Here is a 13,391-nt window from a genome sequence, read left to right on the forward strand (position 1 = left end):
ATCTCGTAGCATGCGGGGTGCACGGCCACCCGTTCGAGACACCGCAGGAATGGACATCGACTTCACCAGGCTCAGGTATTTCGTCGCCGTCGCCGACGAACTGCACTTCAAGCGGGCCGCCGACAAGTTGATGATCACGCCGCCCCCGCTGAGCAAGCAGATCAAACTCCTCGAGAAGGAGCTCGGCGGAGCGTTGTTCGAACGCGGCTACCACGACGTGCGGCTGAGCCCGCTCGGTGAACGGCTGATCGGCCCCGCCCGCGAAATCCTGCGACAGATCGAGGAGTTCAAAGCCACTGCCAAGCAGAGTGTGCAGGGTTCGGCGCCGCTTCGGCTGAGCGCCACCGCCTATGCGCCGTCCGACCTGCTGGCCCAACTGGAGACGGTGTTGGCCGGCCTGCCCGGGCCGACGGAGTTCCGCGTTCCGGGTTCGGGCACCGAGGTCGCGGCCAAGCTGATCGCCGGACAGGCCGAGCTGGGTTTGATCCACCTGCCGGCCGGTGACAAGCGCCTGCGCCACAAGGTGGTGGCCAGCTACCAGGGTGCGGTCGCGGTGCGGTTCGACGACCCCCTGGCCGCCAAAGACCTTGTGACGATCGACGAGTTGCGTGACCGGGAGGTCGTGATCGACTTCGCCCGGCCCAATCCCGTGGTGCTGGCCGGGTTGACCCGACAACTCAACAGCCGCGGCATCCACCGCATCGTGCGCACGACGAACCAGCGCGGTGGTGAACTCGAGATGGCCACTCAGGTGTTCAACCGGCATCTCGTCGCGCTGGTGAGCTACGCACCCGACTCGTTCATCGGCAAGATGTTCTCCCCGCCGGAGTTCAAGCTGGTCCCGATCGACGAAACCAATTGGCCCCCAGCGCGTATCGCGCTCGCTTGGGCGCCCGAACGCTTGCGGAGCAGGCTCGCCGAAGTCGAGCTGGCCGCCGAGCAGATCGCCGACCGGCTGGGCCCGGTGCATCGAGGTGCCTGAGGGTTCGCTCACCGACATCGCCAAACGGCTCGGCGCCGACCCCGACGAGCTGTTCGCGTCGTTCGCCGCCTGGGCCGAGGAGAACGGCACCGTGCTGTATCCGGCGCAGGAGGAGGCGCTGATCGAGTTGGTCAGCGGCGCCAACGTCATCCTGGCGACGCCGACCGGTTCGGGCAAGTCGCTGGTGGCCACGGGCGCGCTGTTCGCAGCGCTGGCTCGATCCTCCCCGAAACCTGGCCGCAGCTTTTACACCGCCCCGATCAAGGCACTGGTCAGCGAAAAGTTCTTCGCCCTCTGCGAGGTTTTCGGCGCGGCCAACGTCGGCATGCTGACCGGCGACGCCGCGGTCAACGGCGAAGCGCCGATCATCACCTGCACGGCCGAGGTGCTGGCCAACATCGCGCTGCGCGGAGGGCTCGGACGCGGACATCGAGCTGGTGGTGATGGACGAGTTCCATTTCTACGGCGACCCGGACCGCGGCTGGGCGTGGCAGGTTCCGCTGCTCGAGCTGCCGAAGGCACAGTTCCTGCTGATGTCAGCGACGCTGGGCGACGTCTCGTTCCTGCGCGAGGACCTCACCCGACGCACCGGCCGGCCGACAGCGTTGGTCACCAACGCCGAACGCCCGGTGCCGCTGTACTTTTCGTATGCGACCACCCCGATGCACGAGACGATCGGCGATCTGCTCGAGACCGGACAGGCCCCGATCTACGTCGTGCACTTCACCCAGGCCTCGGCGCTGGAGCGCGCGCAGGCGCTGATGAGCGTCAACGTCAGCACCAAGGAGGAGAAGGCCGAGATCCGGGACATGATCGGCGCGTTCCAGTTCTCGACGGCTTTCGGCACGACGCTGTCGCGGTTGGTGCGCCACGGCATCGGCGCGCACCACGCCGGGATGCTGCCGAAGTACCGGCGCCTGGTCGAACAGTTGGCGCAGGCCGGTCTTCTCAAGGTGATCTGCGGCACCGACACATTGGGCGTCGGCATCAACGTGCCGATCCGCACGGTGGTGTTCTCCGCGCTCTCGAAGTACGACGGTGTGCGCACCAGGTTGCTCAACGCGCGCGAGTTCCATCAGATCGCAGGCCGGGCCGGGCGGGCCGGCTACGACACCGCCGGCACCGTCGTCGTGCAGGCACCCGACCATGAGGTGGAGAACCTCAAGCAGTTCGCCAAGGTGGCCGACGACCCCAAGAAGCGCCGAAAGCTGGTGCGCCGCAAGGTGCCCGAGGGCATGGTGCCGTGGAGTGAGTCGACGACGAAGCGGCTGATCGAGGCCACTCCCGAACCGCTGACCAGCAACATGCGGGTGTCGACGGCGATGCTGCTGGAAGTCGTTGACCGTCCCGGGGATCCGTTCGAGGCGATGCGTCGGCTGCTGACCGACAACCACGAGCCACGCAAACGGCAGCTGCAGCACATTCGCGAAGCCGTCGGTATCGCGCGGTCGCTGCTGCAGGCCGGTGTGGTGGAGCGCCTCGACGAGCCCGGCCCCGACGGGCGCAGATACCGCTTGACCGTCGACCTGCCGCCGAACTTCGCGCTGTATCAACCGTTGTCGACCTTCGCACTGGCCGCCGTCGATGTGCTCGATCCGGACGCGGATACCTTTGCACTGGATGTGGTCTCGGTGATCGAGGCGACGTTGGAGAATCCGCGCCAGATCCTGGCCGCGCAGATGGACAAGGCCCGGGGTGAAGCCGTCGCGGCGATGAAGGCCGAGGGTATCGAGTACGACGAACGCATCGAACTTCTCGACGACGTAACCTACCCCAAGCCGCTCGAGGAGATGCTCGAGCACACCTTCGAGGTGTACCTGCAGAGCAACCCGTGGGCCGCCGACGCGCGGCTGTCCCCGAAGTCGGTGGTGCGCGAGATGTGGGAACGCGCCATGACGTTCCGCGAATACGTCAGCGAGTACGGCCTGACCCGCGCCGAGGGTGCGGTGCTGCGCTACCTGTCCGATGCGTACAAGGCGCTGCGGTCGGGGGTACCCGCCACGGCCAGGACCGAGGAACTCACCGATATCGTCGAGTGGCTCGGTGAGCTTGTCCGCCAGGTGGATTCGAGCCTGCTCGACGAGTGGGAGCAGCTGACCGGCCCCGACCAGCCGCACGACACTCCGGTGGCGGTGCCTGCGCCGCCGCGCCCGCTGACCGGCAACCAGCGTGCGTTCACGGCGATGGTGCGCAACGCGTTGTTCCGTCGCGTGCAGTTGTTCGCCCGGCAGCGCTGGGACGAACTCGGCGCGCTGGACGGCGGTTCGGGTTGGACGGCGCAGCGCTGGGAGCAGGTCGGCGACGACTACTTCGGCGAACACGACGACGTCGGCACCGCCGCCGACGCTCGCGGTCCGGCGCTGCTCATCATTGACCGCGCACCCGAGGTGTGGCGAGTGCGACAGATCTTCGACGACCCTGCGGGCGACCACGACTGGGGCTTCACCGCCGAGGTCGACCTTGCTGCCTCCGACGAGGCCGGCGCGATGGTGTTGCGGGTCATCGACGCGGGCCGGTTCGACTAATGGCCTGGGGCGATTAACGCCGGCGCCTCGGGGGTACCAACACGGGCATGACATCTCCGAACGAAAATGTAACGCCCGAACCGACCGAGAGGGCCGAGGACGTGCTGTCCCCCGCTACTCCAGGCGCCGAAGGGCTGCCGCTGCCCGATGAGGCCGTGGACAAGCCGTCGGAGGGCTGACCGGGCGCCTCGGTCACCCGGCTGGAATCAGCGTCGGCGGCGCCGCGTTGTGACGGTTCATGGCCGTTGACGATCTCTTCCAACCGTTCACCGTCCGCTCGTTGACCATCCCGAACCGGTTCGCGATGGCGCCGATGACTCGACAGGCCTCGCCCGATGGCGTTCCGGGTTCCGACGTGGCCGAGTACTACCGCCGGCGAGCCGCGGGTGGAGTCGGGCTGATCATCACCGAGGGCATCCGGCTGCCGGACCCGGCCGCCGGATATCCGTCCAGCATCCCCACGATCGCGGGCGACGAGGTGCTCGCCGGCTGGCGGCGAGTCGTCGGTGCGGTACACCGAGAAGGCGGCACGATCGCCGCTCAACTGTGGCATCAGGGCGTGCAGCGCGACGACGCCGACGGTGTGGTGCCCGTCGGCCCCTCGGGTGTCGACGGGCACGGTCGCCCGCGAGGCCGGGCACTTGAGATCCGTGAACTCGGGCGGCTCGCCGACCTGTATGCCGAAAGCGCGGCGAACGCCCGGGAAGTGGGTTTCGACGCGATCGAGCTTCACGGCGCCCACGGCTATCTGCTCGACGAATTCTTCTGGACCCGAACCAATTTGCGCACTGACAAGTATGGCGGTGCGCTGGGTTCGCGGACGCGGTTCCCTGCCGAGGTGGTTGCCGCTGTGCGCGAGGCAGTCGGCCCGGACTTCCCGATCATCTTCCGCTTCTCGCAGTGGAAGGGCACCGATTACGGCGCGACCATCGCCGACGACCCCACCGAGCTCCAGGAGCTGCTGAGCCCCTTGGTCGACGCCGGCGTCGATGTGCTGCATCCGTCTACCCGCCGGCACTACGTGCCCGCCTTCGGTGATTACGACCGTGAGTTGAGTCTCGCCGGGTGGACGAAGAAGGTCACCGGACTGCCGGTGATTGCGGTCGGCTCGGTCGGCTTGGAGACCCAGTTCCGCAGCGAGAAGCAGGGCGAGGTGATCCAGCCCGCTCCCGTCGACCGCCTTGTCGAGCAGTTCGACGCGGATGAGTTCGACATCGTCGCGATCGGGCGAGCGCTTCTTGCCGACCCCGCCTGGGTGAACCGGCTGAGGCGGGGCGAACTCGACCGGTTCGTCGGTTACGACCCCGAGACCGCGCTCGCGAAGCTGGCCTGACAAGGCTTGGGTTCGAGTCGTTACCCGTTCAGGATTTCCTGCATGGTGGAGATCTCGTCCTGCTGCGTGGTGACAATGCTCCGGGCCATCTCCACCGTCGCCGGGTACTGGCCATGATGAATCTCGTGTTGCGCCATCATGATTGCGCCTTGGTGGTGCTGAATCATCTGTGTGAGGAACAGCCGTCCGGCGTCCGCGCCCTGAGCGCTCTGGAGAGCCATCATGTCCGCGGCCGACATCATTCCGTGGCCGGCGCCCATGCCGGGCTTGTCACCCATATGTCCGTCATGTCCAGGCATGTTGTCGTGATGCCCAGGCATGTTGTCGTGATGCCCAGGCATGCCGTCGTGATGTCCAGGCATGTTGCCTGGCATGCCGGTGGTCGTCGGCGCCGATGGCGTTGGGGCGACATTCCAGTCGCGCAGCCAGCCTTCCATCTGCTTGATCTCCGGCCCCTGCGCATTCTTGATCTGGTTTGCCAGCGACACGATCTGCGGGTCGATCCCCTGCTTGCCAAGCAGGATATCGCTCATCTCGGTCGCCTGCTGGTGATGCGGGATCATTCCCTGCGCGAACGCGACGTCTGCGTCGTTGTGCTTGGCCTGATCGCTGGCGACGCTCGACGGGGCAGACGCGCCGCCCGAAGAAGTCACCGATTCCGACCCTTCCGTTGTCGAAGTCGAACACGCGCCGACGACGAGCGTCGCCGTCGCCACCATTGCCGCGATTCCGTAGCCGCATCGCCTGCACCGCATTATGTGTCCTTTCCTGAAATGAACTGTGGCTCAAGTCAGCTGGGAAAGCGTGTCTATAACCGCCGCCAGCTTGCTTCCGACTTCCTCGGCGATCGGTTTGAGCGAGGGCTCCTCGGTGACGTCCACGAGCAACTGCGGATTCATCGCCTCGACGAGGGTGGTTTCCGGGTCCTCTGGATCGCTGCGCACCACGACGTTGCACGGCAGCAGTAGACCGATCTGACGTTGCGCATTGATCGCCCGGTGCGCCAGCGGCGGGTTACATGCGCCGAGGATGAGGTAGCTTTCCATGTCCTCTCCGAGCTTGTTCTTCAGCGTCGCTTTCACGTCGATCTCGGTGAGAACGCCGAATCCCTGATCGGCCAGCGCCTCACGCGTTCGGGCGACGGCATCGTCGAACGAAGTTTTCAGGCTGGTGGCCAAAGCGATGCTCATGATGACTCCTTTCGTCGATCGTCAATTCTCAGGCCAAGGCCAGGAAGAGCTTCTCGAGTTCTTCCTCGGTCATCGGCCTCTCATTGCCCTCTTGGTCGCCGGTCATGCATTCGCGCAGACCCGTCGCGACGATCTTGAAGCCGGCGCGATCGAGCGCTCGCGATACCGCCGCGAGTTGCGTGACGACGTCCTTACATTCTCGGCCCTGCTCGATCATTGCGATCACACCGGCGAGTTGTCCCTGCGCACGCCGCAACCGGTTGAGGACAGCGGCAATGGCTTCCTGGTCACCAACCATGGTTCTCCCTTCCACCTCCATCTGAATGGTACCCCCGGGGGTATTTGCATTATAGGTACCCCCGGGGGTATATTCATCGTATACCCCTGGGGGTATAGGGCCAATTTCTCCGCAGCCTGGGAGGAGACAAGGATGATTCTCGAGCAGTACTACATCGAATGCCTGTCACACGCGTCGTACCTGATCGGCGACGAGTCGACCGGACGCGCGATCGTCGTCGACCCGCGCCGAGACATCACCGAGTACCTCGCCGATGCACGTAAGCACGGGCTGACGATCGAGGGCGTGATCAACACTCACTTCCACGCGGATTTCGTGTCCGGCCACCTCGAACTCGTCGACGCGACCGGCGCCTGGATCGGCTTCGGTGAGGCCGCCGACACCGAGTATCCGATCCGCAGGCTGGCCGATGGAGAGCGACTGTCACTGGGTCAGGTCGACTTGGAGATCCTGTCGACACCCGGCCACACCTGGGAGTCGATCAGCGTGCTGGTTCGCGAGCGTGCCGATTCCGAGCCTTCGGCCGTGCTGACCGGCGACTCCCTGTTCATCGGCGACGTCGGCAGACCGGATCTGGTCAACATGGGTGACAGCTCGACCGATGCCCTGGCCCGAGCGATGTTCCACACCATCCACGACAAGCTGATGAAGCTGCCCGACCACGTGCTCGTGATGCCTGCGCACGGGGCCGGTTCGTCGTGCGGCAAGAATCTGTCCACGGAGCTGACATCGACAATCGGCGAGCAGCGGGCGAGCAACCCCTCGGTGCAGCCGATGAGTGAGGACGCCTTCGTCTCGATGCTCACCCACGGTCAGCCGGCCGCGCCGGCGTATTTCACCTCCGATGCCGCGATGAACAAGCGGGTGCATCCGCTGTTGCAGCAGGACCGCACCGTTCCCGCGATGGCTCCCCAGCAGCTGCGGGCCGCGCTCGATGCCGGTGTGCGTGTCGTGGACGCGCGCGGTGTCGATGATTTCGCCGAGGGACACCTACGCGGCTCCGTCAACGTCGGATTCGACGGCCGGTTCGCCGAGACCGTTGGGATGGTGGCCGCAGTGGGTGACCCGATCGCCCTGATCACCTACCCGGGAGAAGAGGAGCAGGCCGCGCTGAGGATGGCACGCATCGGCTTGGACAACGCGATCGGCTATCTCAATGTCGGCCACGATGGGCGATTTCCCGCCGATCTGGCCGATCTCGTACAGACTGCGCCCCGAATCGCGGTGACCGAACTGGACGCGATGCTGACCGTAAAGGGCGTAACGCTGATCGACATCCGCAATCCCGGTGAGCGCGAAGCAGGTGGCATCCCCGGCTCGATCCACATCCCGCTGGCGCAGCTGCGGAACCGAATGAGCGAAGTGCCGACCGACAAGCCGATAGTGGTGCATTGTGCCGGTGGCTGGCGGTCCAGCGTGGCCGCATCACTGCTGCGCGCCAACGGATTTCGTAAGGTATCTGACCTTTTGGGCGGATACGCCGCATGGGTCGACGCCCACGCGACGGTCTGAGACGTCTCAGCCGGGAAAGGAGATATCCGCATGTGTTACGCCGTTCGATGCTCGTCCTGCGGTAAAACGACGTGGGACGGCTGTGGTCAGCACGTCGACGACGTGATGCGGTCGGTACCGGTTGCGCAGCAATGCCGCTGTCGACCGCCGAAGGACCCGCCGCGCCGTCGCACCGGCGGGTTTTGGCGCCGGTAACCGGGTAGGGACATCCCATGGCGTTAGCGATAGGCCTGGCTCTTGGCGCGCTGATCGGCGTGCTGCTGGGACTGCTCGGCGGCGGGGGATCGATCCTCGCCGTCCCAGCGCTGGTCTACGGGGTAGGTCTCGGCATCGAAGAGGCCATTCCGATCTCGCTGGTCGTCGTCGCCACGGCTTCGGCCGTCGGTGCGCTGCCGAAAATTCGCGCCCGACAGGTTCGGTGGCGGATGGCCGGCATTTTTGCGGCGGCCGGCATCCCGGCGACCATTCTCGGCAGCGCCATCAGCAGACACCTCCCCGACTCGGCGCTGCTGATCGGGTTCGCGGTCGTTATGGTGGTCGCCGGCGTTCGCATGCTGGTCGATCAAGGCAACACCGGGACCGCTTGTGAGGTGCGCGCCGGGCAGGTCAATTGGCGTCGGTGCGCGCCGCGGTCCATCGGGGCAGGCCTTGTCGTGGGCGTGCTGACCGGTCTGTTCGGCGTCGGGGGAGGCTTCCTCATCATCCCGGCACTCGTGGTGGTGCTCGGCGTCGAAATGTCCACGGCCATAGGCACTTCGCTGTTGGTCATCGTGGCCAACTCGCTAGCCGGTATCTTCTCGCATCTTCACGGCGTCAGCGTCGACTGGTCGCTGACTGCTGCATTCGTCGCCGCCGCGATGGCCGGCTCACTCGTCGCCGGATACTTCGGCACCAAGGTGGACACCGACCGCCTGCAGCGCTGGTTCGCCTACCTCGTCTTCGTCGTCGCCGCGTTCGTACTCGTCGACACGATTTTCTTACGTTGACCCCTGAAGGAGATTCCTCATGGACATTTCGATCATCGAAACCTCCGGCCTCGGTGACCGCAGTTATCTGGTCAGCCACGGCGATGTCGCCGTCGCGATCGATCCCCAGCGGGACATCGACCGGGTGCTCACTCTTGCAGACGACCGCAAGGTCCGCATCACCCATGTGTTGGAAACACACCTGCACAACGACTACCTGACCGGCGGACTCGAACTATCGCGCACCGTCGGCGCCGAGTACGTGGTGCCCGCGGGTGACGACGTCGAATACGCCCGTCACGCCGTCAGCGACGGTGAGGTGATCGACGCCGGGCCCATCCGGTTGGAGGCGATGCTCACCCCGGGTCACACCCACCACCACATGAGCTATGTCCTCCGCGACGAAACCGACACGGTTCACGGCGTCTTCAGCGGAGGATCGATGTTGTTCGGCACCACCGGTCGCACGGACTTGATCGGGGCGGAGGACACCGAGGAACTCACCCGCGCGCAATATCACTCGGTGCGCAAGATCGCCGAAAGACTGCCCGCTGATACAGCCGTGTACCCGACCCACGGTTTCGGCAGCTTCTGCTCGGCCACACCGGCTTCCGGTGACGAATCGACAGTCGGTCAGCAACGGCGGAGCAATCCTGCCCTCACACAGGACGAACAGAGCTTCGTCGACGAACTGCTGGCCGGACTCTCGGCGTACCCGGCGTACTACGCGCACATGGGCGTCATCAACAGCGAGGGCCCGCCCCCAGTCGATCTGACGCCACCAGAATCGATCGATCCCGGCGAACTGCGCCGCCGACTGGAGGCCGGCGAGTGGGTCGTCGACTTGCGTAGCAGGACCGCGTTCGCAGCAGGGCATCTGCAGGGAGCGTTCGGTTTCGAGCTGTCGGGGTCCTTTGTCAGTTACTTCGGATGGCTCTACGACTGGGGCGCCCCGGTGACCCTCATCGGTGATTCTCCCGGGCAAATTGCCGACGCCAAACGCGAGTTGGTGCGTATCGGGGTAGATCGATTGACGGGCGCCGCCACCGGTGACATCGACCGGCTGCGCGACGGAAGGCCGCTCGGCTCATATCCCGTTTCCGATTTCCGCCACCTGGCCGAGCATCTCCGGACGAACGCCGTGGCGGTGCTCGATGTCCGGCAGAACCACGAGTACGAGTCCGAGCGCATTCCGGGAGCTGTGAACATACCGCTGCATGAACTACCGAAGCGGCTCGACGAGGTTCCGTCCTCGACCGTTTGGGTGCACTGCGCGTCCGGCTATCGGTCCTCGATCGCGACGTCTATTCTCGACCGCGCCGGCCATGACGTCGTTCTCATCGACGACGACTTCAGCAACGCCGCGGACCTCGGCCTCACCGTGACGCCGCAGCCATAGGGTTCGAACCCGTCTCGAACGGGCATGTACGGCTTACCGATCGAAGCCGAAGGAGCCCGACATGGTGAGCCGGACCGCCGACCGCCGATCCACCTCGACAGTGCTGTGGCCGCTTGCGGTCGGCGTGGCCACCGCGGTCACGCTCGTCGTCAACTACCTCGCCAACGGCCTGCCGATCAACGGCCAGACCACCGGCGACGTCACCCGTCGCTTCGAGGTGTACTTCGTCCCCGCCGGATACGTCTTCTCCATTTGGAGCTTGATCTACCTCGGGCTGATCGCCTACACCGTGTACCTCGGCGTGACGCTCGCGCAGCGACGCGACGACAGCGGCGCCGCACGCGCCATCGCTCCCTGGTACCTGCTGACCTCCGCCGCCAACTGCTGCTGGCTGTTCGCGTGGCACCACAACCAGTTCCCGCTGAGCATGCTGGTGATGGTCGTGCTGCTGGTCGCTTTGATCGTCATCTACCGCCTGCAGGCCTCCCGACCACCCGCCTCGACGCTGGAGCGGTGGACGGTGCACATCCCGTTCCGGGTGTACCTGGGCTGGATATCGGTCGCGACGATCGCCAACGCGACGATCACCCTCGACGACGCCGGATGGTCCGGGTTCGGGCTCTCCGAACCGACCTGGGGCGCCATCATGGTTGTGGTGGCGGCCGCGCTCGGAGTGGTGATGAACCTGCGCCACCGCGACATCGCCTACGGGCTGGTGATCATCTGGGCGTTGATCGGCGTCGCGGTGCGGCTGAGCGAAACCACGCCGGTCCTGATCGCCTCGCTGGCGGGCGCGGCAGCGGTGGGGATCGCCGTCGCGATGAGCGCGCGCTACCTTACGCAGTCACCGAGGGGATCCGCGAAAAGCCGCACGATCGAAGGCTAGTCGGCTGAGACTGAGATATGCCGGATCTGAGCCCACGACCACCGAACGCGCCCACCGCGTTTCGCTACCCAGGGCTCACCGGCCACCGCGCGCGCCTGCGAAATGTGGTGAAGCGACTGGCCCGTGTCGATCTACTGCCCACCGACGACACCGCACGGGCATTCATCGCCGGCCTCACCGAAGGCGACCCCGTCGCCGAACGCTTCGTCGCCGAGACCTATCACGGCGAACTCGGCGCGAGGAAGGCCCGCGATCTGGTCGAGAGGGCTCAGCGGGACGGTATCGACAATGTGCCCGAGGCGCCCGAGTCGATGCGCGCGCTGTTCGAGGAGTTCGAGCGACTCCCCGCGTGGGTCGACCCGGACCTCGTCGAGGAAGGAGCGGCGGTCTGGCGTCGGTGGGCCTACGCGCTGGGCGCGCTCGGCAACGCCGGTACCAACGACACCTACACCGAGGGTTGGCTGGCGGTGCCCCTGTCCCTCTCAGGCGGTTACGCGGGCCAGCGCGCCCTGCACCGGTATCTGGAGACATCGCGCTGGTGGATCGAGGTCTGCCGCCCCGGCGCCATCCTTACCCCAGGATCGTTGGGCCGCAAGATCTCCCTGCATGTGCGCATCATGCATGTCAGCGTCCGCGACCGCGTCAGACAGCACCCGGAGTGGGACGCCGAACGCTGGGGTCTGCCGATCAGCCAGTCCGCCATGCTTCTCACGCTGTTGGGTGGAAGTGTGGCACCGGCGTTCGGCCTGTTCCTTCTCGGTCACCTCACCTCTGCGCGAGAGATGCGCGCCGTTCTGCATTTCAACCGCTACTGCGGCTACCTCGTCGGTGTGCGATGCGACGGCTACTTCCCCGAGACTGTCGCCGATGCGTGGCGCATCCTGTTCATGTGTGACGCGGCGCGCAGCTACGACAGCGCTGACAGCGGCACCGAACTGGTCCAGTCCTTCGTTCCCGCGTTCGCACCCGCCGCGACGCACCGCGGCCTGCAGCGGCTTCGCGCCGAGTATCACTACCGCGTACAAGCGGGATACCTCGGGCTGTACATGCTGTCGTGGAATCGGCGCCGCTACCGGCTACCGTCGGCTCTTCCGGGAATGTTGCTGCTGCTCAGCCGCTTTCCGCTGATCCTCACGCTGGAGATCGCGCGGCGATTGTCGTCGACGGTGGACCGTTGGTGGCAGCGGACCAATCTCAAGCGGTGGGAGAACTGGCTGCAGTGGCAATCCGACGGCAAGGCAGCGGCTTTCGAGGCCGCGGTACCCCTGCGCCGCTGATCACGTCCACGATCACGCCCGCGAGGGCACCAATGACGGACTGCCCACACCGACGGTGATCAGTGGCGCCGCGGCGGGGTCCAGCCACGTCAGCAGCGAGCGCATCTCGTCGCGCCCGATGGCCACACACCCCCATGTTGGGTTCCCGTCGGTCACATGGAGGAAGATGCCCGAGACCCGTCCGGGGATGCGCTGCGGGTTCACCGTGATGTTGACCGCGTAGTCATAGACGGGCCCGGAATCGTAGAGGTTCTCGGCGATCGACGACGGTTTGTTCGGACCCCGCACATGGGTGTTGTACGTAGGTGACGAGGCGTCCTCGTCCCACCAGTCCTGGTTCGTGGTCTGGAAGTACGGCATCTTGGTGCCCGGATTGGGCTGGCGGCCGAATGCCTGGTCGAACGTGAAGGTCCCCACCGGCGTGCGGTGGACACCGTCGGCTGGTGCACCGACACCCAGGGCGCCGACCTTGGCGGGTGTCGGCCCCAGGACGGGTTTCCATTGCTGCCCGGTGCGTTGAAAGGCGGTGAGGGTGCCCGAGGTGGCGTCTGCGGTGGGCACGCCGACGACGATCCACTGCGTCGTTCGCGCGGTCGCGGCAGCGGGTTGTGCGGACGCGGGCGCTGCGAGCGGTATGCACAGGAGCGCAGCACCGAGGCACACCAGTGCTTTTCGCAGTTTCACGGGCTACCTCGGAACCGGGCTCGAACGCTCGAATGTCGAATCCGCACAGCGTATCCGCGCGAGCCGGTGCACGGCGGCCCGCGAAACCTGTTCGCGGCCAGACTGAGACCGTGTCGCGATCCGCTCGTCGGTGAGCCGGTGAGCCGATGAGCTGAGCCGGTGAGCCGGTGAGCCGGTGAGCCGGTGATGATCATCGGGTGGGGCGCCGCGCCCATACGTAAGCCCAGGTACGAATCGTGGTGTGGGCCGACCTATTCGACGTCAGTTGGTGGGTGGTGGTTGGGGTTGGAAGGGTTCGTACCAGCGCCATTGGGCGTGTTCGCCGAGGGGTCCGGGGCAG

General features: G+C 65.9%; 12 protein-coding genes and 1 pseudogene. 9 read left to right on the top strand and 4 right to left on the bottom strand.

Going from position 1 to position 13,391, the window contains the following annotated elements:
- Positions 1 to 49 precede the first annotated feature (49 nt).
- The 4 genes and pseudogenes from AU192_RS11630 to AU192_RS11640 all read left to right on the top strand — a co-directional run bounded on the left by AU192_RS11630 (position 50) and on the right by AU192_RS11640 (position 4,840).
- Complete coding sequence (locus AU192_RS11630) at positions 50 to 982, top strand: LysR family transcriptional regulator (RefSeq protein WP_064396208.1); 933 nt, start codon at positions 50 to 52, stop codon at positions 980 to 982.
- Positions 975 to 3,507 (top strand): annotated as a pseudogene (locus tag AU192_RS11635) (DEAD/DEAH box helicase). Before AU192_RS11630 ends, AU192_RS11635 begins: the two are co-directional and overlap by 8 nt.
- 47 nt (positions 3,508 to 3,554) lie before the next feature.
- Positions 3,555 to 3,686, top strand: a complete 132-nt coding sequence (locus tag AU192_RS26120; protein ID WP_278183960.1) for a hypothetical protein — start codon at positions 3,555 to 3,557, stop codon at positions 3,684 to 3,686.
- A 59-nt stretch (positions 3,687 to 3,745) separates the two neighbouring features.
- Entirely contained in the window at positions 3,746 to 4,840 is a 1,095-nt protein-coding gene (locus AU192_RS11640; protein ID WP_064396211.1) for an NADH:flavin oxidoreductase, read from the top strand.
- Between the two features lie 20 nt (positions 4,841 to 4,860).
- Here AU192_RS11640 and AU192_RS11645 read toward each other — a convergent pair whose 3' ends face one another.
- Genes AU192_RS11645 through AU192_RS11655 form a run of 3 tightly spaced genes read right to left on the bottom strand, consistent with a single transcriptional unit; the run spans position 4,861 to position 6,328 of the window.
- Positions 4,861 to 5,595: a DUF305 domain-containing protein gene (locus AU192_RS11645; RefSeq protein ID WP_064396213.1), complete on the bottom strand. Its 735-nt coding sequence runs from the start codon at positions 5,593 to 5,595 to the stop codon at positions 4,861 to 4,863.
- A gap of 30 nt (positions 5,596 to 5,625) precedes the next feature.
- Positions 5,626 to 6,030, bottom strand: coding sequence for a DUF302 domain-containing protein (locus tag AU192_RS11650; RefSeq protein ID WP_064396215.1), 405 nt, complete (start codon positions 6,028 to 6,030; stop codon positions 5,626 to 5,628).
- Positions 6,031 to 6,058: 28 nt separating this feature from the next.
- Positions 6,059 to 6,328 (bottom strand): metal-sensitive transcriptional regulator, encoded by a 270-nt coding sequence (locus AU192_RS11655; protein ID WP_064396248.1) that lies wholly within the window; start codon positions 6,326 to 6,328, stop codon positions 6,059 to 6,061.
- 132 nt (positions 6,329 to 6,460) lie between these two features.
- On the opposite strand from AU192_RS11655, the gene AU192_RS11660 reads away from it, so the two are divergent.
- The 5 genes from AU192_RS11660 to AU192_RS11680 all read left to right on the top strand — a co-directional run bounded on the left by AU192_RS11660 (position 6,461) and on the right by AU192_RS11680 (position 12,367).
- On the top strand, positions 6,461 to 7,840 hold the full coding sequence (locus AU192_RS11660; protein WP_064396216.1) for an MBL fold metallo-hydrolase: 1,380 nt from the start codon (positions 6,461 to 6,463) through the stop codon (positions 7,838 to 7,840).
- Between the two features lie 212 nt (positions 7,841 to 8,052).
- Positions 8,053 to 8,826 carry a sulfite exporter TauE/SafE family protein gene (locus tag AU192_RS11665; RefSeq protein WP_064396218.1) on the top strand — a complete coding sequence of 258 codons (774 nt, stop codon included), beginning with the start codon at positions 8,053 to 8,055 and terminating at the stop codon, positions 8,824 to 8,826.
- Positions 8,827 to 8,845: 19 nt separating this feature from the next.
- Complete coding sequence (locus tag AU192_RS11670) at positions 8,846 to 10,204, top strand: MBL fold metallo-hydrolase (protein ID WP_064396220.1); 1,359 nt, start codon at positions 8,846 to 8,848, stop codon at positions 10,202 to 10,204.
- Between the two features lie 61 nt (positions 10,205 to 10,265).
- Positions 10,266 to 11,090: a tryptophan-rich sensory protein gene (locus AU192_RS11675; RefSeq protein ID WP_064396222.1), complete on the top strand. Its 825-nt coding sequence runs from the start codon at positions 10,266 to 10,268 to the stop codon at positions 11,088 to 11,090.
- A gap of 17 nt (positions 11,091 to 11,107) precedes the next feature.
- Positions 11,108 to 12,367, top strand: coding sequence for an oxygenase MpaB family protein (locus AU192_RS11680; protein WP_064396223.1), 1,260 nt, complete (start codon positions 11,108 to 11,110; stop codon positions 12,365 to 12,367).
- A 12-nt stretch (positions 12,368 to 12,379) separates the two neighbouring features.
- Here AU192_RS11680 and AU192_RS11685 read toward each other — a convergent pair whose 3' ends face one another.
- Positions 12,380 to 13,045: a L,D-transpeptidase family protein gene (locus AU192_RS11685; RefSeq protein ID WP_423202684.1), complete on the bottom strand. Its 666-nt coding sequence runs from the start codon at positions 13,043 to 13,045 to the stop codon at positions 12,380 to 12,382.
- Positions 13,046 to 13,391 lie beyond the last annotated feature (346 nt).

Origin of the sequence: Mycobacterium lehmannii, from assembly GCF_001499925.1 — a bacterium.
Classification (GTDB): domain Bacteria; phylum Actinomycetota; class Actinomycetes; order Mycobacteriales; family Mycobacteriaceae; genus Mycobacterium; species Mycobacterium lehmannii.